Source organism: Pseudoalteromonas holothuriae (genome assembly GCF_945859825.1).
GTDB lineage: Bacteria > Pseudomonadota > Gammaproteobacteria > Enterobacterales > Alteromonadaceae > Pseudoalteromonas > Pseudoalteromonas holothuriae.
In genome coordinates this window covers 106717-131638 of record NZ_CAMAPC010000004.1, presented here as the reverse complement: position 1 = coordinate 131638, position 24922 = coordinate 106717, and the positions used below count along the sequence as shown (strand labels likewise).

Below are 24922 nucleotides of genomic sequence, written 5' to 3'. Positions count from 1 at the left end.
TGCAAATTATCAAAAAACTCAATCTCAATATTATTGATGTTGAGTTTTTTCACATTTTTATCTGAGCTTATCTGAGAGTTATAGCCTGTATATCCCCTTGCATAGGCTGCAATTGTACATAGATGATAGTTTGCTCGTCAGCACTAACGTGATATTGGTGAATAAAACGTGCATGCTCTGGCATTATTTGCTGCTCTATTTTAGTGCTAATATTGTACCGCCAGATACCAGCGCCGCGACGATAAAAATATATATTACCGTTTATTAACTGCCAATTTAACCAGTTAATATTACTGAAATCTTTAATGACTAATAACTCTTTATCTTTTGTTAGGGCATACAGGCCTGATTGATGGCGTTTGCTAAAATATAATTGGCCCTGATGAAAGTAACCGCTATAACCACCTAGCTGAGTGAGTTGTTGGTGTATTTTTGTATTGCGGTTGTATAGCCACAATTGCCATTGGCCTGTTTTATTGCTGCTGTAGAGTATCTCTTTGTTGTTATTGCCATAATTGACAGCATAGGTTTGATGATTGGAATTGATGAGCTTATTAAGTTGTTTATTTACGATGTTATATTCATATACTGCGCCGAGTTTTTCAAATATGAGAGATTCTCCTGAGTGAGTAATATCATAACGTGCAAAACCAAACTCAAAGGGTATATTTAGGCGTGTTAACTGTTCATGTTCAAAGCGCCATAAGGCATGCTCTTTACCCATGTCAGAGATGAATAGCATACCTTCTTGATAGTTTCTGGGTAATCTATTAAGTGCTGCATTACTAAAAATAGACACCGATTTGCCTGTAGCAATTTGGTGTTGATTGATAGAGGAACTGGCGTGATACTGACTCACTAAGATGCGCTCTTGCGCAGCTTTAGTGCTGACAGCAATGGATTCTATAGGGTAGCTGAATTGTTTAATATTTGTAGTTTGGCCAGTATTAGTATCTAAGCGCTTTAGGGATTTTTTATCAGCAATATAAAGTGCATCATCAGTGACACTCCAATTGAGCGCATCAATCATAAAATCAACAGAGTGTACGCTAAGCGTATCTAAGTTTTGGGTATCAATAATATGGATGTCACTGAGATTTGACTCAATGTAGCGTACATAGGCAAGTTGATTTTTACTTGGATGCGCAGCTAGTAAAAAATCGCCTTTCATTTGTGCATATTGTAATGGCAAAGATAGCTGTTGTAGAACTTTGGTTGTCAGTGATAGTTGGTAAATTATGTATGGAGATGCATTATTTTCCCGTGCTCGAATAAAGGCTGCTTGTTCATTTGCTTGCCAACTTAATCTAATATTTTGCATACCGTCACAATTAAATACTGATTGCTGTATTTTAGAAGCAATGTCATATCTAAAGATGTCGCAACGCTGTGCGTCTTTGCTTACCCAAAGAATGAAAGCCCCTGAAGGACTTAAACTGGCAAACCTTAACCGCTGAATATCAAGTGGGATGTTTTGCTCTGAGTTATTATCTAGTGATTTTAAAATAAGTTGGCGTGGCGTATTGGTTGTCGGCGATGATAAAAACAGGAGCTGTCCGTTATTACTGGTACTGAGATTGGTCTCTAAGCCATCATGTGCACTAATGCGTTCAATATTGACAGTATAGTTTTGGTTTGGTTTTTTTTGAGCAGTGAAAAATATGTATATGGCCAAGCTGAAGGCACTGAGCAGCGCACAAATAATAAATACTTTTTTGATTGGCAGTGACTTTGTATGGGTACATTGAGCTGTGCTTTGTTCATATAGCTGAGCAGTAAAATTAAGTTGATAACCAAACTTTGGCTTAGTAACAATAAACTCAATGTTTGGTTGTAACTGCTCAAAATGCTGCCTCAGTTTAGAAATCGCTTTGTTAACAGCCCCATCCGACACAACATGGCCCTGCCATACCCGTTGTATTAATTTGTCTCTAGAGAGTACTTGTTGTGGGTGGTTTACAAATTCACGCAATAGCTCAAATGACTTAGCTTCTAACAGAACCGTTTGGTTTTGATAGCTTAGTGTGCGTTGCTCTGTGTCGAATTCGATACCATTGATTATATATTTCATTTTTAAGCTTTTGATTATGTTGTTTTTATTTTTGGTAATGAAAAGGTAACGATAAAATCGAAAAATGGTTATGTATTAATGTATCAAGCTAATTAGGGTAATGGCAAAACATAAGGAGAATAACATGCTCAGACTATTACCCAGTACCATTTTTGCTATTTGCTTAACAGCTTGCGGTGGAAGTGAGGTGGTTCAAGATAAAAATAAAAATGCCAGTTCGGGCCAAGGCAATGTAAATCAACCAGTGGATAGTACTAAAGTGATATCAACCAATGGCAGAAGTTATCGCATTGCCTTTCCAGAGACTGGATTTGATGAACACAAAACATACAAACTGCTGTTAGCATTTCATGGCTCAGGGGGAAGTGCTAAAAGCATGCAAAGAATGGCTCAATTTGAAAAGCTGAGTGACGATTATATTGTGGTGTATCCAAAATCAAAAGAGGTTGAATGGGATGATGGATGTGGCTGCAATGTTGCACATAGGCTCAATGCTATGGATGTTGAGTTTGTTGTCGATATTGTTAGTCAAATGCATAACGAATATAACTTATTAGAGGGAGAAAATTATGCAGTTGGATTTTCTCAAGGTGGCTTATTTAGCCAAAATATGATGTGTAAACATAGTGAACTATTCAAGGCAGTGGTAAGTGTAGCTTCACCGATGTCTGAGCAATTAGCTGCAAGTTGCACGATTGAAGAGCCCACTAATTATATGATGGTAATGGGTAAACGTGATGGTACTTTGCCTTATGATGGTTTAGTCCATATTAATTTTGGCTTGCTATCAGCGCCAAGCGCCATTGAGTTAATTGCTAAGCAAAATCAAATAAACAGCGAGTATATTGAGCAAGCATTGGCATCTAATGTTAAAGCGAGAGTTTATAATAGCGACCTGTCGCTGACGAATAAATTAATTACGATTGAACAGGGGTACCATACTTGGTCATTTAATAACTTTAATACTAGTGAGCAAGTACTTAGATTTTTTAATGACAGCAGTGATGTTAAGCTGCCTGCTCACTCAGCATTGTATCGTCTTAATAAGGGCGATTACCATGTTAGGTCTATGGGTGAGCATAATGGGAAAAGTGATATTGTGTTGCTCTCAGGTGCTAATAAGTTTTTTCATAGCGATTCAGCGTGGGCCTCATTGATTCAACCTATGCTGGCTGAGCATGGCAAAGTACATGTTATTGATAGACTGAATAACGCATGGAGTAGCGAAGTTGATGCGCCTTCATTCTCACTGTTTGCACAAGACTTACCTGAATTGTTAAATGTATTAAAGGTTGAGTCAGTAATATTTATTGCTTTTGCTAACAGTAATTTGGCAACACTGATGTATCAAAATCAGGCCAATGAGTCAGTTATCACCAAAGGCATGATCTGGATTGACCCGGATATTTTGCTGCCTCATTCAATTAACCAGTATCAATCAGGGCATGTATCTTACATGCGAGAATATAAAAATGAGTTTATTGAACATGTGTCTGCAGGGTCTTGGACCGAGAGAACGGTTGAGCGGGTAGCGCAAGAACGCGAAGAGATAACAGCATTGATATCGGCTGAAAATAAGCCCGATATGGATTGGAACTATTACGATGCAGTAACCTCACAGCGCGTTCAAATTAGCAAACAAGTGACACGTATTAAAGAGATGATGAACTATTATGATGACTTAGAAACTTCGCGTTATTTAGCAGATAACTTAAATGTACCTGTGAGCATAATTGACAGTGACTTTGAACGTATAGACATTGGCAATGCTGAAGATGAAGAAACTAAAGCGGGTCTCCTACAATGGCAAACACAAGGCACTCAGTGGAGTAAGGATATCGCGCTGCAAACGCAAGGTGATTACTATGCGTTAGAGAATGCCAGCCATCAAGTACTTTTTGAGCACCCTGAAATAGTGGTAACAGCACTTAAAAAGGTGCTTGAGCGGAAGTAAAGTACGGCTCAAAACAAAGGAAAAATAGTGAGTTTAATGTTTGCAATTATACTCTAGCAATCAGCCGCATTTTGCGGCTTTTTACTGGGTGGCGCTTTTTGTTCGCTAAACTGGGCGCCTTAATCGCTTTATATTCAGGTTAATAATATGACGTAGCAGGTATTTGTATAGGCACTTTTTTATCCCTGTTAAATTACTAAAGAGTGGGTGAAATGAGTCAGGGTCGTTAAAATATCCAAGCGATTTTATAATGCTATCTCGTTGAATATAAGTATTACCACCGTTAAATTCGTTATCTGGAATTTGTAAACAAGGTGTCGCAATACCGTAGCCAACAAAAGGTCCAGTGTGGTTTTTAAAACGAGTTTGAATTGCAGTTAAGTAATTTTTATCAATAATATAGCCCTCTAGTTCTAGCCATTGTTCATTAATATAAACCTCCACCCAGCTATGAATGATTACTTTAGGGGCAAACCACAATAGCCAATTTGGTATGACCCCCGCTTTGAGATTATTGCTGATGGTAAATCCTTGTAAACGGCAGGGGATATTAACGGCTCTTAGTAAGGCCATAAGTAAAGTGCCTTTGGTATTGCATTGCCCATACCCCACTTTTAACACGTGTGAAGCACTGAGTGTGTCGTCGCTACTGTAGCCAAACTTAACCTCATCTTTTACAAAGTCGTAGATGCTTTTGAACGCATCAAAGGTATTGAGGTGCTGCCATTGCTGTGTTTTAAGTAATTTCTGTATTGCGGGGTGTGTAAAGTTTAATAATGGGGTTGGGGATAGATATTCTTTCATGGTTATACTCCTTCGCTGTTATTTGGAGTATGCCAATGCGCTGAAGGAATAAATTGAATAAACTGGCTATTACCAAAGTAACGTTGAATATTAGGCAAATTCGCTTATCTAAACTTGAGGTTATATATTATTTTTTGGCACCGCCACTAACGCATCCCGTAAAGTAATCCCAAACTGCTTTTTAAACGTGCGGCTAAGGTGGGCGCTGTCGGAAAAACCAGCAATATATGCTGCCTGTGTTGCGTTATGCCCTTTATTGATGGCTTGTATTGCACAAATTAAGCGCCGCCAGAGTAAATATGGGCGCCATGGTAGCTGCATATTTTCTTTAAATAAGTGCAAGAAACGGCTTTCGGATACGTTTAGCGAGTGAGCAATATCTTTGGCTAGCCAATGTTCGGGTTTGATACACGCTTGATTAAAGCACTGATTAAGCTTTGCAAGCAAAGCGGCAATACGAGGGTCTAAATGATGGTTTTCTTCACTTGTGAGTGGCTGGTAATGAAGTCCGACAGTTTTGAGTAACTCACTGAGGTTAGCTATGTTTGAAATGTCAGCTGGTGGCCACGTTTTATAATTATTATTATTGAGTATGGCATTTGCCTGAAGGCCTAATTGGCTGCTCGGCTCTATTAGTATCACCCAGCCTTGTTGCATACTAAGCTGGTGTGGAGCACTTGCTTTTAATAGGCTAATGAGATTATGAGTGGTTTGCTGGTTTTCTAATGTGAGGGTAGCGCGCTCGACAGGGATGGTTAGTTGAATAAGTGTATGCTGGTGCATTTGCGTATCCAGCACTTGGGTTTGGATAGCAAAAATACCGGGTTCAATAAATAGCTTTTTCATGCATTGAGCATAACAAAAAACCAAAGCATGTGCTTTAATGCAAATCGTGTAAGAGATCCTGACCTTCGTCAGGAAGACTGCAAACGTCAGTTGGGCAGTGCCGTCTTCCAGATTAGCCTCATGAACCTACTCGTCATTGTGAACGTGTTTGAGGATCTCATTACTTGAAACGAGTGCATTTAGCATGTGCTTCGGCTTTTTATTTTAATATATTAAGCAAACGCGTTTTGTAGTGGCGGTACAACTTGCTTTTTACGGCTTAGCACGCCATCAAGCCATACGCGACTTTGCTCAGGCTTAATACCGTAAGCGGTTTCTATAATGCCTTCGTCATCAGAGGCAATCAGCATTTGTGAGCCTTCTTGCATAATATCTGTAAGCAATAACAATACAGAATGGCGACCGCCTTCTTCTTTTAGTTTGGCAATATCAGCTTCAAGGTCGGTTTTTATGTCATCAAAGACTGATAAATCAATCACTTCTAGCTGACCTATACCCACTAGTTTACCGTTCATGTTAAAGTCTTTAAAATCACGCATAACGAGGTCACGAGCCGGTGTATCTTCAACCGCTGATTTCACCTTGAACATGTCCATGCCAAGCTCTTTGTAGTCTTCAACGCCTGCAATTTCAGCAAGTGCTTCAACACATTTAATATCAGCCGTTGTACAAGTTGGAGATTTAAAGATAACGGTATCACTTAAAATTGCACACAGCATTAAGCCTGCAATGTCTTTTGGAATTTCTACCTGATAAAAGTCATACATCATTTTTACGATGGTGTTGCTACAGCCAACTGGACGGATCCAACACTCTAGCGGGGTAGAGGTTGTTAAATCACCAAGTTTGTGGTGATCAACCACACCCACAACGGTTGCTTGGTCAATGTCATCAGGTGCCTGAGTTTTTTCAGTGTGATCAACAATATAAACTTCTTCGCCTGCATAGCTCATTTTAAGCTCTGGCGCTTCAAAACCAAAACGGTCTAGAATAAACTGGGTCTCTGGCGATACTTCGCCTAAACGAGTTGGGATAGCCGCTTCACCAATTTTGTTTTTTAGGTATGCAATTGCAATTGCACCACAAATAGAATCTGAATCTGGGATCTTGTGACCCACTACGTACATTGCCATTAGACGGAACTCCTTAAATTTTGCTGGCTATTTTAACAAAGAAAATGATGATTAAAACATTAATTGCATAGTTTTAATGCATAAGTGTTAGATTGCTGAGAAAAAATATTTGTAGCAAAATTTAACGCATATTCTGCTGTAAGAGATTTTCCGTTACACTCATAATACTAGAATTAGGAGTGTGTAATGGGCTTAACGCGCAAGGCTTGGAATAATGTGGTTATTTTTTCCATGTTATTGATGATTTTTTTCCTAAACGGTATACACCATAAGTTAAACCCTGATGATGAGGTGGTGGGTCCACAACGTTTGTTGCCAGAGCACAGCTTTGTGCTGACTTTAGCATTTCCAGGTTATAAAATTGAACGTATTGGTACATCTTGGCGTATTGATGGGCCATGGCAAGCAGATGCAGAACAGCTAAAAGCGCTTGTTGGGCTTTGGCAAAGCACCGAGCTTGATGTAGCCTCTGTGTCGCTAAGTAGTGATAAAGCTATCACTGTCGCGCGTTTTTGGTTGGCGTCTACAGAGTTACCGCTTAGTTACCAATTATATTTTGACAATCAGCAATATTACTTATTTGATAAGCAGCAACAGTATTGGCTTGAGCTACCGACAGTGATGGCAAAAAAGCTGTTTGCTCCTGTGTCATTGATTAACCCTTAAATTAATCTATTTTTGAGTGAAGTATGCCCGAATTACCCGAAGTTGAAGTAAGCCGTTTAGGCATTACTCCCCACATAGAGCAACAAGTTGTTACTAAGGTGCTCATTCACCATGCTAGTTTGCGTTGGCCAATACCTGATGAAGTGCGCAGTATTGAAGGTATGGTGATCCGCTCAGTCAGGCGGCGAGCTAAATACCTATTACTCGATACTGATAAAGGCAGCGTTATTTTACATTTGGGAATGTCGGGGCATTTGCGTATTGTGCCGCAATCAGAACTGTTGAAAAAGCACGACCATGTAGAAATACATTTTGGCAATGGTAAGGCGCTGCGCTTAAATGATGCTCGGCGTTTTGGGGCATGTTTATGGCAAGAGCCTAAACAAAGTCATGCGCTGTTTAACAAGCTTGGCCCTGAGCCATTAACGGATGAATTTACCGCGCAGCTTTTATTTGAGCGCTCTCGCAATAAAAAAGTACCAATTAAGCAATTTATTATGGATAACCACGTGGTGGTTGGAGTGGGTAATATTTATGCTAATGAATCATTATTCAAAGCGGGTATTCATCCTAAGCGCGAAGCTGGAAAAGTATCACTTAAACGTTATCAAGCTCTCACACCCATTATTAAAGATACGCTTGCAGCAGCCATCGAGCAAGGGGGAACAACCTTAAAAGACTTTGCGCAAAGTGATGGTAAACCGGGATATTTTGCACAGCAATTATTGGTATATGGTCGTAAGGGAGAGCCTTGTGTGAAGTGTGATGAGTTACTGAAAGAAATTCGCTTAGGACAGCGCAGTACGGTGTACTGCGCACAGTGTCAAAAATAGTGTACTACTGAGCAAGCGCACTACTTTCTAGTTTAGAGGTTTGCTCACTATCGAGGTTGTTAAAGCACCATGCTGTTAGGATTTTAGATACTTGCTCAACGCGTAGTTCAAAGCTCGATTTGAGGGCTCTTTCGTGGCGAGTATGATCCCCATCACCGAATGGACCGAAACCATCTAGTGTGGGCGTACCCACAGAGGCCGCCACGTTAGCATCCGAGACGCCACCGCGTTGTTCAACAGGGAGCTGGCTGCCAAGTATATGGGTGATGTCATCAAGTAAAGCTTGTTGCTGTGGACTAGGTGCCATCACGCCTCGCTGTAACCCGCCGTTAATAGTAATATCAACGCCCGTAATTTCTATAGCAAAACAAATATTCTCAACCCCTTGTAACAAGCGTTCCTGCTCTTTAACGCAAGAGAATCGAGCTTCGACTATCATACTTGAGTGAGGTGAAATGGTATTTGCACCAATGCCACCTTGAATTTTGCCAACATTAACCGTGCTTCCTTTTTGCAAGTTAGTCAAGCTGGTCATTTCCAATAACATATTAGCCAAGGCAAAGTTTGCATCAATACCTTCACTATAATGGTTGCCAGCGTGAGCAGCTTTTCCTGTTATTGCTATTTCAAAGGTGGCAATGCCTTTTCGGCCAATTACCACTTCATGGTTTTTACCCGCAGCCTCAAATACTAAACACGCATCATAATTTTTAGCTAAATCTGCAGTTAAGTGTTTACTATCGTCACTGCCAATTTCTTCATCACTGACCAATAAAAGGTCGATATTATGTATTGGGCCAAATTGTGTGCGTAATTGGCGAAGTGCATTCAATGCAACAAAGTTGCCGCCTTTCATATCACACACTCCAGGCCCGTACACCCATTGCTCATCTTGATGAAAGTCAGTGAACGTTTGCGCAGGAAAAACGGTGTCTAAATGACCAAGCAAGAGTATTTTTTTACCAGCTTGGGTTGGCGTATGAAATAGTAAATGATCGCCAATATGCTCTCTTTGATAGCGTGTTAATGAAAACCCAAGAGGTGCGAGTAGTTCAATCATCTGCTCGCCATGTTGGTCAACACCTTGTTTATTTTTACTGTGAGAATTGCACTCGATTAGCGCTGCTAATTCGTCAAAATTTAATTTAGCCATCACTGTTTCCCTTGGTTGTATTGGCGCTCATCGTGGCGGGGCTGGGTTGCAATTCAGTGAAGCTTTTATGAACAAATTTTGTCCGCTTGATTTGGTCAAAAATATGTCACACAGATCCTTTTACAATAGACGGTAATGTAGTTGCACCCCCTACTTTTTTAGGACCAAGGAGAATACAGTGACAGCACCTCATGTTGGCATTTGGATGTACGAAAACGGTGGCGGTAAAGCCATTGAGCAAAAGCTCGTGCACGCGTTGGCTGAACGTGGCATTGAGACCACTACAGGATTAAACCTTCGAGATGCTCGAGCGCAAGACGGGCAAATATTGTGTAATGGTATTGTAATGGAGCATCTTGATGCTTTTTTAAGTTACAACGCAGGCCAGCAGACTCAGTATCAGCTGTATTTATATCAGGCACTTAGTGAGTCGATACCTACACTAAATAATTTCCATGCATTTTCGTTAGCTGAAGATAAATTTCGTACCTCCCATTTGCTCAATAGCCATGGTATTGCTACTGCGGATTACCGATTATGTCATAAAAACGATATTGCAGGTTTAAAAGCAGCGATACGTGATTTTGGTGGCAAGCTGGTTTACAAGCCAACCGATGGGTGGGGTGGGGTGGGTGTTGTAAAAATAGATGGTGAACATGCGCTAGACATGTTGCTGCCATTTTTAAGCCGTACTGATTTACGCTATTTCTACGTGGAGCGCTTCATTGATTATGACAATACGGATTATCGCATCGACGTAGTGGATGGACAGTGTGTAGGCTGTTATGGCCGTAAAGCGCCAAAAGATGATTGGAAAACTAATATTACCAGTGGCGGCTCTGTATTTGTACGTGAACCGGATCAAGAAGCCATTGATTTAGCAATTAAAGCGACAAAAGTACTGGGATTAGAAATCGCAGGGGTGGATTTAATTTATGACAGGCAGCACAAGCAGTTTGTGGTTTTGGAGGTCAATACTATCCCTGCGTTTGCCACACCAGAGCAAGAGCAATTGGGTATCAATTTTAATCAGGTAAAACTCGATGCCATGGTCGATCTCATTGATAAAACGGTACAAAAAAAGCAAGCACTTCATTCAATAAAGGTGGCCTAAGGCAATGACAAAAAAAGACTCTTTACCAAAAATTGGACTTTTATACTTAGACTATGTGCTGCGCTTTTTTGACAAATCGAACTTCAAAGGATGGCCAGATAAAATTGAGCAGGTCACTTACCATTGGGGCAATGATAAAGCGCGTTTTATTGCAGAGGTAAAACGTAAAAATATTGATGTATTGATAGGTAATATACCAGCGACAGCGTACGAAGCGTTTCGTGAAATTGCCAAAGCTTTGCCCAATGTGCGCTTTTTGCCTTCTTTAGACAGTCAATTTTCAAATAAGTCTAAAGAGAATGTTACTCACTTTTGTCGTAAATATAATTTACCTACGCCACACACTGAGATTTTTTATATTCCGGAAAAAGCTAAGCAATATTTAGCAAATACGCAATACCCTAAAATTATAAAGCGATCTTATGGCCCATCGAACTATGGCGGTTATTTTGTTCATAAAGTAGATAGTTATGAAGAGGCTGCCAGCTTATTGTCACAAAAGCGTTATTACCCTGCGTATGTACAAGATTTTGTACCAATGGAAGCGGATATTCGAGTGATGTTGATAGGTCATAAACCCGTATGTGCATTTTGGCGACGTCCTCCAGAAGGTGAGTGGCTCACCAATACCAGCCAAGGCGGCAGCATGGATTATCAGGATGTACCCAAAGGTGTTTTGGAGTTAGCTGCGCGCGCCTCTAAAGCGGCAAATGCAGAATATTGGGCTTGTGATATAGCACTGGGCAAAGATGGCAAGCTCCGTATTTTAGAATGTGCGACGGCCTTTGCTGCATTTCCATATATTCGCGATTGGATTGGGCAGTATTTGATGTGGTTACTCAGTGATGGACGTTTTGCAAAACCGAATATTCCGCTTTATAACTGGGAAGAGCTAGGCAAAATTGATACTCGTTTACTAAGAACTATGCGTCATATTGGCTTTTCTCGATATAAACCGAGTCAAGATTGTGGTGAGCAATTCTCTAGGTTAGATGAATATAATTATCCAATTTTAGATACCACATATCGCCCAGACGAAGAGTGGCCCAGTGAGATGTGGAATTTTCAAGATAACTTTAAATTACATGGAATCGTTGTACCTGCTAAAGCGCAGAGTTTGATACCGAGTAATGATGAAGTGAGCACAGAGTTAAATAGCTATCAGGATGTACAGTTTGATGAAGCGCAAATTCGCGAGATTTTGTCTCAGGTAAAAGGCGTTGGCAGTAAAATGGTTGAGGAGATCATGGCCACTTTTGGTGCTATTGGTGTGGTTGAAGCACTCAATACGAAACCTGAGCAATTGTGCGTAGTAAAAAATCTCAAAGACAAAAAGTTAGAAAAAATTGTTAATCACTGGCAGCAAGTTGCAAAGCCCTGTCATTAAGCTAGGTTTTGTAAACGCCTTAGTTGTTACTGTCTTAGTATGCACTGTTACTTTATGTAGCAGTGTTTTTTGAGGGAGTGAGTAAACATGAGCCGTATGGGAATACTATGAAAATCCAATATGCATCGTATCAAGATACCATTGATTTTTTGCAACAAAGCATGAGCGAACACCCGCATTTAATTCGCCTAAAAAGCATAGGTGAAACATGGGAAGGTCGCCCTATTATGTTGGTTACCGTATCGTTAGATGTGACTTACGCAGATGATAAACCTGCGCTGCTATATACTGGCTCTATTCACGCAAGAGAGTGGATAGGTAATGAATTAGCAATTAAATTTATTCAATATGTGATAGACAATTACCGCTTTAATCCCAAACTACAAACAGCGCTAACGCGTAATACCTTGTACATGGTGCCGTGTTTGAACCCTGATGGTTTTGAGTACTCTCGAAATCACTTTTCGTTTTGGCGTAAAAATCGACGTAACAATGGCGATGGCACCTTTGGTGTTGATTTAAACAGAAACTTTGATGCCAAATTTATGCGTAATCAAAACACGCATACTAATACATATGGTGGGCCTCACGCTTTTTCCGAGCCAGAAACAGCGGCAATTCGTGACTTTGTTGAAAGCCATGAAAATATTCGCATCGCGCTTGATTACCACTCACAAGGTAATGTATTTTTCCCCGCCCATAAGTTCAATCATGAAGTAGAAATTGAAGGCACTGACTTGAATGTACTATGTGCCAATATGAACAATGAGATTCGTAAGGTTACTGGCCGCCAGTACGGTATTCATCGCGGTAAGCCTCCTGCGCAACTTATTAACGGCAGTGGTCGAGAGTACTATTATCGCAGAGGTATTATTGCCGCCGTGGTTGAGGTGGGTACGCGTAATATTCCTGATTACATGAAAAATATGGCGCAAAGTGTTGCAGAAAATATCCCTGCGGTTGCACACGCCCTAAGCGAAGCGATTAACTATTCGCCTTTGGCTCCATCTCGAGTAGCAGAGTTTACAATTAAAGAGGTGGGCCACGACAGTGTTGAGCTAGAGTGGCAATTTGAAGAGCGTGATGATATTTATTTTGAAGTGTATCGAAGTGAGCATAACAAAAGCCCATGCACTGAGGATAATTTAGTCGCTATCACTAAGTCATTGTCGTTTTTAGACACTCAGTTAAAAAGTGGTCACTTTTACTTTTATAACATTCGTGCGGTAGATAAGGTGACTAAAATAAAATCTCCATTTAGTCCTGAGCTGCGTTTAAAAACAACCCTAGCAGATAATCAATGCGGTCGAACGCTTTTTCCTGCCCGCGAGCAGGTTGGTTATTTATCACAGAATTATTTACATAAAAATAAAGAGCACTTTGGTTATAACTCCATGTTTATTGGCGTTGATAAAAATCGTGGTGTGAGTGTTGGCGTGGTTGCTTTTGATTTAAGTACTATTCCTGAAGGCTCGCATATTGCAACCGCGCAACTGTTTTTGTACCCCATGAATCGCGTTGCAGCAAAAATTGAAAAATATGGTGAGTGGTCAATTTCAATTTTAGATGCCACTTTAGTGGACGATATTTATGACTTTGCTCAAATCCAAGAAGCTAAGCCATTGCACACTTTAGGGCAAACGATTGAGTCAGATAAAATGACGCAAGGCATTTGGCTTCGCTGGTCATTTAATGGGGTTGAACGCACTTTGCTAGAAACCTTAATAGCGCAACAAACATTGTTACTGCGTATTCAAGGACCGCAAAGTTTACCTGTTGGTAATGACTCGCAAGTTATGCAGTTTGACATTGGATATGGTTCATTCGGTGGTGGATTACACTACAGGCCTAATTTAGAGCTTATTTACCAATTACCAGAGCTATCAACCTCGGTGAACGCTAGTAGCTGTAACACCATATATCAAGATAAAGTGGTGGCGGATAAGCTAGCCTCAGGATTTGATGCAGAGGGGGAAATCGTATACGGACAATTGGCGTTTGAGCTTAATGAATGCTTAGAACCAGATAAAACGGTATTTACTCAGGCTTGTTTAACTTTATATAGTATAAATAGCTTGGTGTCAGCTAAGGATGTGCGCTTTACCGTGGAACTAGTAGAGCTCAAAGATGTCGATTTTAAGCATGTGAAGCAAAGGCAGAAAATTGAATATATTGGTTATGAAGTGAGTAACGAACAATTGAAGGAACGCACAGCACATAACTTTATTTTTGATAGTTACAGTTTAAAAGAACTTGCTCGGTTACATCGAGCACAAACGCCTTTATATTTTATTATTCGCGCTACGGCAGAATCACAAGCACAAGATGTGCTGGTTAATTGGCGAAATAGTAATGATACACAGCCTGCGAAATTGCATGTAGAGTATATTGAACGGCGTGTTGAAGCATTACCTGCACCGACACATTTCCAAACTCAAGTGGAAAATGGTGTTGTTAAGCTGACTTGGCTCAATCCAGATAGCTCTGATCTTGTTGGCAGCTTTGTGGTCAGAAACCGCTTTCATCCGCCGCGTTCTCCATTTGATGGTGTTAAACTATATGGTGGCCCTGATCAATACACGTTAGATAATTTTGGTAATGCAGACATAGATAAGTACTACGCAGTATTTAGCTATGATCACGTACCTAATTACTCTGAGCCAGTGGTTGTTCATTATCCAGGAAGGCGCAAGTCGCTCGAATGAAGACAAAATTAAGGCCGCACATGCGGCCTTAATAGTGTGGAGAATGTTCTGTAAAGTTCAGATTCAAAATGTAAAGAAACCTCTAAACTGTTAACAGAGTGTATTCTTTTGTCCGTTTTTGCAACACCTAAATAGCTTTTTTAAGCTTAATTTTTATTTTAGCATGGGTTAGTTTTTATTGGCCGTTTAGGTGAAAAATAGTAGATTAGCAGAGGAACAAGAGTATGCAAATATAGTGCATACTCTTTAGTTTAAGGTACTAAAGCTCGAATGGGGCAACGCCCACTGCTTGCATGGTGTAGCCCGTTTGTGCCAGCTCACCTTGCCAAGTTTCTACTTTGATCACACCTGTTACTGTAATGGCGTCATATAAGCTATCAATAGGTACACCACCTTTAATTTTAACATGTACAATTTGGTTTGGCGGCGGCGGCGGTACATGAATACAGGCGCCAAAATAAGGAACTAATAAAAATTCTCTGATTAATTGGTTATCGCCTTCAAGTGGCACAACAAAGCCGGGTAAGCTCACCGATTTACCATCTAAACTTTTTACTACTGGCGCATCTAAGCTAGGTTGCACCCAGTTTTGATCTGCTCCGTCATGTGACGCAGCATCTTGGGTATCAATTTGCACATGGCCTTTTGGAATTAGGTCTTCCCAAAAAATCTCTTTGGGGGGCGCACTATGTACCGTGCCGCTTAGCATACATATCAGGAACAGGGTAATAAATCGCATATAACTACTCTCTTATATTTTAATACTCATGCCATCGGCCAACGAATAAAAGTAGGCACGAGCTGCTGGAATGAGACCCATTAAGGTGCCAGCGGTCATGATAACGCCTAACAAGGTCAGTTCATAGTGGGATAAGGCACCAACGCTAATGCTGATACCAAATTGGCTTTGCAACATTGGTTCAACAATAAATAACATGCTGTAAAATGCAATGGTGCCAAGTAAACAACCAAATAATGTGATAATGATGGCTTCAAAGCTCATTAAACTAAAAATATGCCATGGTCTTGCACCTACAGAGCGTAAAATAGCCAGTTCTCTGCGACGTTGGTTTAGTGTTGCTAATAATGTTGTCAGCATGCCTAACAGGCTAATAACCACAACCACCATTGAAAACAGCAGTAATATTTTCTCGACAATATCCAACATATTCCAAAGCTCTTTTAAGGTGACAGTAGGCATAATGGCAAGTAAAGGCTCTTGTTGATATTGGTTTATGTTTCGTCTTACTTGAAGAGTGTACAGGGGGGATTCAAAACCCATTAAAAACGCTGTAATTTGTTGTGGTTCACCAATTAAATCTGAAGGACTGCTTTGGATATTAACGTGCTGATGGTCATGGTCATGGTCATGGTCATGGTCATGGTCATGGTCGTGTTGTGGATTTTTGGCAACAGGCTTGGCGCTAATAGAACGCGGTGCCCTTGAGTTTGCATGCATCGCGTCAATGGCAATTAAAGGTATATGTACAGTTTTATCTACAGGTGTGCCAGTGGGTGCTAAGATACCTACAATGGTCATCGGGTTATCGTCATGATGGTGGAAGCTTGTATTACCCATACCATGAGAAATTACAATTTTTTGACCAAGGTGATAGTGCATTTTTTTTGCAACTTCGCTGCCTAACACCACTTCTTGGCCATTGTGAAACGCTCGACCAGCTTGAAATATTAATGCTTGCTTTTTTCCGTAGCGATAATGCGCAAAGTAGTTGCTGTCAGTACCTAAAACAGCATGACCTTTATGGCTATCACCCAAGCTAATTGGTATGGTCCAAGCTACACCTCGGCGTTGTTTTATATCCTGATAGCTTTGCCATTTTAGTGCATTATTACTATGGCCAATACGAAATACACTAGCAAGAAGCAATTGAATATCGCCGGTGCGCGCACCCACAATCAAATCAGTACCTGAGATAGTATTACTAAAGCTGTTTTTTGCATCAATTCGAACACGCTCAATACTCAGTAACAGCATTACACTAATAGCAATAGTAAATAAAGTGAGCAATACGCTAGCGCGGCGGTTATAACTACTTTTAAGTGCCAGTTTTAATAAGGTCATAAGGTTGTTCCATTAATACTTTGCAAACTGACTTTGCGGTCAAATAAACTGGCTAAACTATTATCATGGCTTACAAAAATAATGGTTGCTTGATATTTTTCAGCCTGAGTGAACAAGGTTTTTATAAACGCTTCTCGCGTGTCGGTATCAAGTGAGGAAGTGGGTTCATCGGCAATAATAACTTCTGGACGACCAATAAATGCACGAGCTGCAGCCACTCGCTGTTGTTGACCAATACTCAAGTTGGCTACGCTACTGATTAAGTGCTGGGGCTTTAAACCGAGTGCAGTTAATAAGTTACTTGCTTGTGTTTTTATACTTCCAGATTCTTGTTGTGCTTGTTTTGTTCTCAAGGAGGAAAACTCACAGCCTAACATCACGTTTTCTAACGGGTTTAAATATGGAAGTAAATTAAAATTTTGAAAAATAGTGCCTATATGATCGGCGCGAAAGCGATCTCTCTTAGCATTAGATAGTTTAGTAAGTGACTGGCCCAAAATGTTTATCTCACCTTGCTGAATGGGGTTGATACCAGCGAGTAACCCCAATAAGGTAGATTTTCCGCTGCCACTTGGGCCATGTAAAAATAACTTTTCACCTCTGGCGATATGTAGGTGCTTGATGGTCAAAGTAGGTTGTGTTTGTTTCTGCCATGTGTAGAGCAAATCGTTAATTTCAATCATTTGTTCACCATCAATGCTATTGAGTGAATGATGGTATCTCAGATTTGCATGGGGCTAAACCTTGTGTCGTTAAAATCTAAACTTTGTGCGGCAAATGGCGTTGCTGATTGTGATTTTGTTGCTGAACGATTATTATAAGGCCTCCTAACCCCCTCATTTTTTTGCACCCTTTAGCAAGGTGCATCCGGCCTTGGAGTAATAATGAGTAGCTACAAAGTTTTAGACGTCAATGACGATCTACCAATTCGCACCAAAGGTGCAGTGCACAGTGGTAAAGTACGTTCAGTTTACTGGCTCACCGACGAAGATAGTACACGCCTAATTTCTGAAAAAGGATATGACGTACCATCAGGTACTGAATTGGCTATCATGGTGATCTCAGATAGGATCTCTGCATTTGATTGTATTTGGCAAGGTGAAAATGGCTTAAATGGTGTACCAGGTAAAGGTATTGCGTTAAATAGTGTTGCTGCACATTGGTTTAAGCTGTTTGATGCAGCAGGCCTTGCAGGTAACCACATTGTTGATATTCCTCATCCTTATGTATGGATTGTTCGCAAAGCGCGTACAGTTAAAGTTGAAGCCATCGCACGTCAGTATATTACTGGCAGTATGTGGCGTGATTACGCTAAGGGTATTCGTAATTTTTGTGGTATTGAGATACCACAAGGGTTAAATGCCAACCAGAAACTACCTGAACTTTTGATCACACCATCAACGAAGGGCATTATTACAGGCCTTGACGATGTGCCAGCAGTGGATGATGTCAACATCAGCCGTAAAAATATCACCGATAACTTAGCGGCATTTAATTTTAAATCATATGATGATGTGACTAAATATGAGCAATTACTTAAGCAGGGCTTTGAGCTAATTAGTAAAGAACTGGCTGAGCTTGATCAGATTTTTGTGGATACCAAATTTGAGTTTGGCTACATAGAAGATACTAATGGCCAAGAAAAGTTAATTTATATTGATGAGGTTGGCACACCAGACTCATCGCGTATTTGGGATGGCCCAGCTTATCGAGATGGTCGGATTATTGAAAATTCAAAAGAGGGGTTTCGCCAACTTTTGATCAATAATGTCCCAGACTCTGATGTTTTGTTGAACAAAGGACGTATGGATGAGCGTGAGGCATTGGCTCAGAATTATCAATTACCGATGGATGTAATGATGTCGGTTTCTGATACTTATGTAGGTATTGCTAGTAAAATAGTAGGCAAAGAGCTGACTATTCCAGCGGACCCCCGCTCAGAAGTCATTGCTATCCTTGACAGTGAATATGATCTCATAGAAAACAGTTAATCTACCATAGACTTAGCCAATAAACATGTATTTAGTGTGTTTATTGGCTGTTATCTCGTAAATGCCTTGCAATTGTGTTCTTAGTCAATTTTACTTACAGTCAGAGTAAAAATAGTTCAAGGCAAGGTATGCCATTTTATTTTAAAAAAGGGTGCTCCTTTATTGCACTAAGCATGCTACTGATTGGTAGCGTGAGTATTGCCGTTAAAGCAAAAACATTAACCATTGTTGATCAGCATGGCCGTCCTGTAGAGCTCGCGGTCATTGAGCTGTTGCAACCTGTTAAAAATGATAAGCCTTTACAAGTTGCAGTGATGGATCAAGTAAATAAACAATTTGAGCCAAAGTTACTCACTATTGTCAAAGGTCAACAGGTCGCATTTCCTAATAGTGATGATATTCGCCATCATGTATATTCTTTTTCACCTATTAAGCCTTTTGAATTAAAGTTATATGCAGGTACACCAAAAGCACCGCTTACTTTCGAGCAATCAGGGGTGGTGGTTTTAGGGTGCAATATTCACGACTCGATGGTTGGCTATATTTATGTGGCGCAATCGGAGGCTCATTTTTTGACTGATGTGCAAGGCAAAGTTGTTTTACCTGATAATACAAGTTCTTACTTACTATGGCATCCGGAGCAAGATAAAGAACTGGGAGAGCGCAGTGAGCATATTTGGCCTCAAGATAACAGTCATAGCAAAGTAGAAATTGAACTGGTTACGCCTGCCCCACGTAATACATTTGGTGAAATGTTTAAGGATTCTCATGGGAACTAGCTTAAAGCATCGTATTATTACCCTGTGTGTTGGCTTAGTATTACTTACTGCAGTGGCGAGTTTGGTGAGCTTTTGGTGGTCGACTAGTCATTTTAATGAAAGCCAAGTACAGCAAGATATGCAAGTGGCAGAAAATGTCTATCAACAATATTTAAAGGCCAAAGAGCGATTGTTGATGACGGCAGCTACTGTGCTGACTGCTGATTTTGGCTTTAAACAAGCGGTTGCAACGCGAGATGCTGATACTATCAGTAGTGTGTTGTATAACCATAGCCAGCGTATAGACGCAGATTTAATGTTGTTGTTTGATACCCGTGGGCAACTCATTTCAGCCAACCAAAGTAACATCGAATTACCCGCAGATACGCCTCAATTAATGAAGCAGTTATTGGCACAAGGTAATAGCTCTACATTCATGGTAATCAGTAACAAGCTGTATCAAGTAATTGTTTTGCCAGTCAAAGCGCCTAGAACCATCGCATACAGTATGGTAGGGTTTGCTATTGATGCGACCGTTGCCAAAGAGCTTAAAGAGCTAACAGGGATGGAAATTAGTTTTATTGCCGTGCGCACAGGCCTTAAGGCAACCACCATGGCAGAACATCCATCACATCTTCCTTTACTCGAATATATAGATAGCCAGATAGTGGACCGCTGGTTTAGTGAAGACCCCGTTTATTTAAGTGCTAAATTGCACCTACCAGGTTTGGTAAATAACCCTATTAATGTGGTGCTTAGTGCTGATTTGAGTGAGCATTACAAAGAATTTGATAAATTAGTATTAACCGTTATTTTATTGTCGTTTGGCACTATCGTATTAGGTTTTATTACCAGTGGTATTTTAGCAAATAATTTAACCACGCCGTTACAGCAACTGACCGTAATGGCGAAACAGTTTGCCCAAGGTAACTATTTGGCTAACATATCAGAGTCAAGGCCGAGTAAAGAAGTATGTGAGCTGGTAGATGCATTTCAAGAAATGGGCGAAGACATTCAAACGCGTGAAAAGCAAATCCGCTTTCAGGCACGCCACGATACGTTAACAGGCTTTTATAATCGTACCGCCGCGCTTGATCTTTTATCAAATTATACAGAAGAAACAGGCTCTTATTATCTAATAGCAATCGATATAAAGGGACTGCGACATATTAATGATAAATTAGGCCCAAGAGTGGGCGATAGCTGCATTCAAGCGGTTGCTCAGCGAATAAAAGAATCAACCCACTTACTCCATGGTTTTAATGCGCGTGTAGGCGGCGATGAGTTTTTAAGTGTTGTAGAAGTCAAACCTGACAGTACCAAGCAACACTGTGTTGAGCAATTACGACTGGCACTTAATCAATATTATGTTATTCAAAAATTAGAGATAAGTTTGCGTTTTAGTGTTGGTGTTGTGCAATATCCTGAACAAGCACAAACGCCAGAAGATATGATCCGCCGAGCATTGATTGCGGTTGATGCTGCCGCACAAGATGGTCATGAAGTGTATTACTATCAAAATGGTGAAGATGAAGCACACCTTGAACGACTTCAAATTATTGATGAGTTAAAACACGCATTAAAAAATGACAGTGGGCAGTTGTTTATGGCTTATCAGCCTAAACTCAATATGGGTAGTGGTAAAATTGATAAAGTTGAAGCATTGATACGCTGGAAACGCAGTAATGGTCAGTGGGTTTCTCCAGAGTTTTTTATTGATTTAGCAGAGCAATCGGGTTTAATTGTTGAGTTAACTCAATGGGTGGTTAGCACCGTAGTTGGGCAAGTTGGTAGTTGGCTACACGAAGGGTTAACTATGAAGGCTGCAATTAATGTATCAGCACAAGATATTGCCAATAAAGAATTTTTCTCACACCTAGAACGTGCGTTAGCTAAACATAAAGTACCAGCGAATTTGATCACCATCGAGCTGACAGAACGCGACATGATAGAAAATGAGGAGCAAGGTATTAATGCGCTTAAGGCCTTAAAGTCGCTGGGTGTGATGATATCGTTAGATGATTATGGTGTAGGGCAAACATCACTAGGGCGATTAAAAATGTTACCTATTGATGAACTTAAACTAGATAAAGTATTTATTTTAAAATTGAATGAATCCCATCAAGATCAATGTATTGTTCAGTCAACCATTTCTTTGGGCCATCAACTTGGTTTTTCGGTGGTTGCTGAGGGAGTAGAAAATGCAGAGTCGCTTAAGTTACTTAAACAAATGCGCTGTGATTATGCACAAGGCTATTACTTAAGCCGCCCACTTCCCACAAAAGAGTTTTTAGATTGGTTAGGAAGCTACAATGAGGTGGTTTAGCGCATTAATAATACTTCTGTATAGCCAGCACATTTTTGCCGGTGGTAAATTGCTTGCTACACCAGGTGTATCGCAAATTGAAGGCAGTGCTGGTGGGGGGATAGTACCTTGGGCACAGCTTGCAGGGTATGCCAGTGAAGATGAGTGGGCGATGAGCGGATTTTGCAGTCGTGGTAATGTAAAAAATTACCGCCTTGATGTCTGTGGTATTCAAGGCAACTTATTTGACCGAGTAGAGCTGAGCTATGCTGAACAAAACTTTGATGTGCCCGCACTCAAGACAACCATAAAGCAAAAGGTCAGTGGTGCAAAAGTTCGGCTGTACGGAGATATTGTGTATAGCACTTGGCCGCAACTAAGCTTTGGGATGCAGCATAAGTCACTAAAAGATGGCAATGTGGCAAAGCTATTGGGTGCTAATGATACCCGTGGTAATGATATTTACTTGGCTGCAAGTAAACTTCATTTAGGTGTGTTTTATGGCTACAACTGGTTTTGGAACGTTACTGCCAGATACAGTGAGGCCAATCAAATTGGCTTGCTAGGCTTTGGTGGCGACAAAGCAAATAAACAGTGGTTATTAGAGGCCAGCAGTGCGGTATTTTTATCGAGAGAAATAGCATTGGGTGTGGAGTTTCGTGAAAAACCAAACAATCTCGGTTTGGGGGAAACACATTGGCGAGATATTTTTATAGCTTGGCTGCCTAATAAATCAGTGAGTATTACGGCTGCATGGCTAGATTTGGGCTCAATTGCAGGTGTAGATAGGCAAACGGGTTGGTATGTATCAATAACAGGGTATTTTTAAATGAGTCTGGTAGCAAGGTGTCAAAAAGTCGCTATTGCGCTGAGCGTGATGATTACCGTTTCTGGATGTCAAAGCACACCAACTTCTTTGTATCATCAGGTAGGGGAACAGGCAGGTTTAGAACGTTTAACCGATGCTTTTATTAACCAGATTGGTCAAGATAAAGTCGTTTTTCACTATTTTAAACAAACGAATGTGAGTCATTTTCGCACTGGTTTTATTAGCCATATGTGTGCAGTGCTAGATGGACCTTGTCAGTATCAAGGCGACAATATGGTGCAAATCCATACCGGAATGAACATTAGTGAGTATGATTTTAATCATACCGTAGACTTACTCATTGCCGCTATGAATGAAGTCGGTATTAGTCACCCTGTGCAGAATAAAGTACTTGCTAAGCTAGCCCCTATGCGCAGAAATATCATTAAAATTTAATCTTGATGATATTTTTGTTTTTCTGCGAGTTCAAATAGTTTAGCTTCTTTGATAAACGCATATTGCGCATTGATCATAGATAAAATAAACCCTCGGCGTCCTGAAAATATTTTTCTGTGTAATAAGTACTCTCTTATAAAGGCAACAGGAAACGCGAGGAAAAGTTTGCCGATAGACGCTTGTTTTCCTTTACTGAATTTTTCTTCTGCCTTTAAAGTTGAGTAGGTGTTTGTTTTTAAAACAAGCGTTTGGATTTCATTGTAACCGTGGTGGATAAACGTCGCGTTCGACTTTAACTCTGCCCCTTCAACTTGTGCGCTTTCATGTACTAGTTGTTGTTTGTCAAAGTTGGCTTTATCACGTTGAAAAAAACGCAGGTGGTTGTCTTTTCTTGTCAATGAAGCTGATTTTTTATAAATAAAGATATCGTCACGCAAAAAACGCACGGAGGAATATTTCTGAGTCTCTATTTGCTTTACTATTTCTGCAATGCATTCGCGAGTTAATATTTCATCGCCATCAAGGTTTAATGCCCATTTTTGAGTGCACTTTTCTAATGCAAATTGTTTTTGTTTGGCAAACCCAAGCCAATCTTGGTGATACACTTTTGCCCCAAAACTTTCTGCAATGCTTACGGTGTTATCGCTGCTACCAGAATCAACCACGATGATTTCTGCAAAGTTTTTTACGCTCTCTAGCACTTGTGCGAGGTACTGCTGCTCATTGAGTGTGACAATAAATACACTAACAGGAATGGCTTTATCAATTGATCGGGTATTCATCATGAGAGTTCCCTTGGTTTTGTGAATTAAGAGTATTTATGGCCAATAATGCAAGTTTGGATGGTGAGATTGAAGACAGCTTGTCACTATCATTAAGTAAAAGTGGGTTAGCAAAAATAGGTTTGCAATAAGGGGTAACAGGTTGCACACATGACCAAGGGCTGGTCCCAGGGCCAACAAGTGTAATGCAATTAACACCCGTTGCACACGCGATATGCATTGGTCCAGAATCGATGCTTATCATTAAATCTGATTGAGCGATTGTATCAACAAGCTCCGTAATGCTGGTTTTTCCGCTTAAGTCTGTAACGGCAATATTGTCTGCTTTTAGCAGGTCGCATAGCTGGCTATTTTCAAATGCTTCATCACAACTCCCCAAAAGGTTAAAGCTGCATACTGAATGTTTAGATATTTCTAGTAGGGCTTCTTTTGCATAATGACTAGGGTAGTATCGATTGTTCTTATTGGCACTGCCCATGTATACACTGATAACTTTTTGCTCGCTTTGGAATGCGCGTTCTATATGAGCATGTGACAGCTTTGGTGATTCAAAGCATTTAAAAGGGTTGCCATGAGGTTCATTCACCAATCGACAATAACGGGTGATATAATGTTGGTTGATGTTCAGTGGTAGAGCATGGCTTAATAAAGCTGAACGACCATTTTGTGCGTAACCTATTAGGGTTTTGATACCCGCCATTTTACATAATATCGCATCGCCTAGAGAGCCTCTAAATAAAAAACCAAGTGCAAATTCAAACTTGCGCAGTGCTTTAATTAAATCTAACGACCACTTTTTTTTGCCAAAGCTATTGAGGCTAAGCGTTTCACTATTTGCTAGTTCAACTTTTTTGAACAGCTCGCAGATAGCACCATTAGCGAGTATGACAATTTTCTGCGCAGGGTAAAGCTGGCGTAATAGCTTTAAGGCGGGCAGGGTGTTGATCGCATCGCCAATAAATTTGGGGAGTACGACGAGAATAGGACTATTAACCTCTTTTGTGTGAAGTGGTTTCAAAATAATATCGTTGCTGTCTTTCACATTAGGATGGCAGTAGTATAACGTGAGACTA

Annotated in this window: 21 protein-coding genes; 11 read left to right on the top strand and 10 right to left on the bottom strand. The window is 40.4% G+C overall.

Annotated features, from left to right (window positions below):
• Nucleotides 1-67 precede the first annotated feature (67 nt).
• On the bottom strand, nucleotides 68-2071 hold the full coding sequence (locus OCI93_RS06955) for a winged helix-turn-helix domain-containing protein (RefSeq protein ID WP_261626108.1): 2004 nt from the start codon (nucleotides 2069-2071) through the stop codon (nucleotides 68-70).
• Between the two features lie 124 nt (nucleotides 2072-2195).
• Between OCI93_RS06955 and OCI93_RS06950 the strand changes: the two genes are divergently transcribed.
• On the top strand, nucleotides 2196-4025 hold the full coding sequence (locus OCI93_RS06950; RefSeq protein ID WP_261626107.1) for an alpha/beta hydrolase: 1830 nt from the start codon (nucleotides 2196-2198) through the stop codon (nucleotides 4023-4025).
• 105 nt (nucleotides 4026-4130) lie between these two features.
• Here OCI93_RS06950 and OCI93_RS06945 read toward each other — a convergent pair whose 3' ends face one another.
• The 3 genes from OCI93_RS06945 to OCI93_RS06935 all read right to left on the bottom strand — a co-directional run bounded on the left by OCI93_RS06945 (nucleotide 4131) and on the right by OCI93_RS06935 (nucleotide 6808).
• Nucleotides 4131-4829 carry a transglutaminase-like domain-containing protein gene (locus OCI93_RS06945; RefSeq protein WP_261626106.1) on the bottom strand — a complete coding sequence of 233 codons (699 nt, stop codon included), beginning with the start codon at nucleotides 4827-4829 and terminating at the stop codon, nucleotides 4131-4133.
• Nucleotides 4830-4949: 120 nt separating this feature from the next.
• Nucleotides 4950-5675 (bottom strand): helix-turn-helix domain-containing protein, encoded by a 726-nt coding sequence (locus tag OCI93_RS06940; RefSeq protein WP_261626105.1) that lies wholly within the window; start codon nucleotides 5673-5675, stop codon nucleotides 4950-4952.
• A gap of 212 nt (nucleotides 5676-5887) precedes the next feature.
• On the bottom strand, nucleotides 5888-6808 hold the full coding sequence (locus OCI93_RS06935) for a manganese-dependent inorganic pyrophosphatase (protein WP_261593170.1): 921 nt from the start codon (nucleotides 6806-6808) through the stop codon (nucleotides 5888-5890).
• Between the two features lie 186 nt (nucleotides 6809-6994).
• Here OCI93_RS06935 and OCI93_RS06930 point away from each other — a divergent pair, with 186 nt between their 5' ends.
• The gene (locus OCI93_RS06930) at nucleotides 6995-7474 is read left to right on the top strand and encodes a hypothetical protein (protein WP_261593169.1); all 480 of its coding nucleotides are present in this window, start codon (nucleotides 6995-6997) and stop codon (nucleotides 7472-7474) included.
• 23 nt (nucleotides 7475-7497) lie between these two features.
• Complete coding sequence (mutM, locus tag OCI93_RS06925) at nucleotides 7498-8307, top strand: bifunctional DNA-formamidopyrimidine glycosylase/DNA-(apurinic or apyrimidinic site) lyase (protein ID WP_261593168.1); 810 nt, start codon at nucleotides 7498-7500, stop codon at nucleotides 8305-8307.
• Nucleotides 8308-8311: 4 nt separating this feature from the next.
• Here mutM and OCI93_RS06920 read toward each other — a convergent pair whose 3' ends face one another.
• Entirely contained in the window at nucleotides 8312-9460 is a 1149-nt protein-coding gene (locus OCI93_RS06920) for a M20 family metallopeptidase (RefSeq protein ID WP_261593166.1), read from the bottom strand.
• Between the two features lie 178 nt (nucleotides 9461-9638).
• Here OCI93_RS06920 and OCI93_RS06915 point away from each other — a divergent pair, with 178 nt between their 5' ends.
• The 3 genes from OCI93_RS06915 to OCI93_RS06905 all read left to right on the top strand — a co-directional run bounded on the left by OCI93_RS06915 (nucleotide 9639) and on the right by OCI93_RS06905 (nucleotide 14666).
• Nucleotides 9639-10574, top strand: coding sequence for an ATP-grasp domain-containing protein (locus OCI93_RS06915; protein WP_261626104.1), 936 nt, complete (start codon nucleotides 9639-9641; stop codon nucleotides 10572-10574).
• 4 nt (nucleotides 10575-10578) lie between these two features.
• A complete protein-coding gene (locus tag OCI93_RS06910) occupies nucleotides 10579-11961 on the top strand; it encodes an ATP-grasp domain-containing protein (RefSeq protein WP_261626103.1) in 1383 nt (460 codons plus the stop codon).
• Between the two features lie 107 nt (nucleotides 11962-12068).
• A complete protein-coding gene (locus OCI93_RS06905; RefSeq protein ID WP_261626102.1) occupies nucleotides 12069-14666 on the top strand; it encodes a M14 family zinc carboxypeptidase in 2598 nt (865 codons plus the stop codon).
• Between the two features lie 259 nt (nucleotides 14667-14925).
• Here the strand turns inward: OCI93_RS06905 and OCI93_RS06900 are convergent, their stop codons facing one another.
• The 3 genes from OCI93_RS06900 to OCI93_RS06890 are packed head-to-tail and all read right to left on the bottom strand — an operon-like array spanning nucleotide 14926 to nucleotide 17432.
• Complete coding sequence (locus tag OCI93_RS06900) at nucleotides 14926-15405, bottom strand: DUF3299 domain-containing protein (protein WP_261593162.1); 480 nt, start codon at nucleotides 15403-15405, stop codon at nucleotides 14926-14928.
• 12 nt (nucleotides 15406-15417) lie between these two features.
• Nucleotides 15418-16749 (bottom strand): ABC transporter permease, encoded by a 1332-nt coding sequence (locus tag OCI93_RS06895; RefSeq protein WP_261626101.1) that lies wholly within the window; start codon nucleotides 16747-16749, stop codon nucleotides 15418-15420.
• Complete coding sequence (locus OCI93_RS06890) at nucleotides 16746-17432, bottom strand: ABC transporter ATP-binding protein (protein WP_261626100.1); 687 nt, start codon at nucleotides 17430-17432, stop codon at nucleotides 16746-16748. The genes OCI93_RS06895 and OCI93_RS06890 overlap by 4 nt, the downstream gene beginning before the upstream one ends.
• A gap of 201 nt (nucleotides 17433-17633) precedes the next feature.
• Here OCI93_RS06890 and OCI93_RS06885 point away from each other — a divergent pair, with 201 nt between their 5' ends.
• The 5 genes from OCI93_RS06885 (at nucleotide 17634) to OCI93_RS06865 (ending at nucleotide 23067) form a co-directional block, all read left to right on the top strand.
• Nucleotides 17634-18740: a phosphoribosylaminoimidazolesuccinocarboxamide synthase gene (locus OCI93_RS06885; protein ID WP_261626099.1), complete on the top strand. Its 1107-nt coding sequence runs from the start codon at nucleotides 17634-17636 to the stop codon at nucleotides 18738-18740.
• Between the two features lie 128 nt (nucleotides 18741-18868).
• Nucleotides 18869-19519: a methylamine utilization protein gene (locus OCI93_RS06880; protein ID WP_410007618.1), complete on the top strand. Its 651-nt coding sequence runs from the start codon at nucleotides 18869-18871 to the stop codon at nucleotides 19517-19519.
• Nucleotides 19509-21824 (top strand): bifunctional diguanylate cyclase/phosphodiesterase, encoded by a 2316-nt coding sequence (locus OCI93_RS06875; protein WP_261626098.1) that lies wholly within the window; start codon nucleotides 19509-19511, stop codon nucleotides 21822-21824. The genes OCI93_RS06880 and OCI93_RS06875 overlap by 11 nt, the downstream gene beginning before the upstream one ends.
• Complete coding sequence (locus OCI93_RS06870; RefSeq protein ID WP_261593156.1) at nucleotides 21811-22632, top strand: DUF3034 family protein; 822 nt, start codon at nucleotides 21811-21813, stop codon at nucleotides 22630-22632. The genes OCI93_RS06875 and OCI93_RS06870 overlap by 14 nt, the downstream gene beginning before the upstream one ends.
• Nucleotides 22633-22680: 48 nt before the next feature.
• Nucleotides 22681-23067: a group I truncated hemoglobin gene (locus OCI93_RS06865; RefSeq protein WP_261626166.1), complete on the top strand. Its 387-nt coding sequence runs from the start codon at nucleotides 22681-22683 to the stop codon at nucleotides 23065-23067.
• On the opposite strand, the gene OCI93_RS06860 is transcribed toward OCI93_RS06865, so the two are convergent.
• Together OCI93_RS06860 and OCI93_RS06855 are read right to left on the bottom strand one after the other, a co-directional pair.
• Entirely contained in the window at nucleotides 23064-23852 is a 789-nt protein-coding gene (locus OCI93_RS06860; RefSeq protein ID WP_261593155.1) for a glycosyltransferase family 2 protein, read from the bottom strand. The genes OCI93_RS06865 and OCI93_RS06860 overlap by 4 nt on opposite strands.
• Entirely contained in the window at nucleotides 23830-24891 is a 1062-nt protein-coding gene (locus OCI93_RS06855) for a glycosyltransferase family 9 protein (RefSeq protein WP_261626097.1), read from the bottom strand. The genes OCI93_RS06860 and OCI93_RS06855 overlap by 23 nt, the downstream gene beginning before the upstream one ends.
• Nucleotides 24892-24922: the final 31 nt, after the last annotated feature.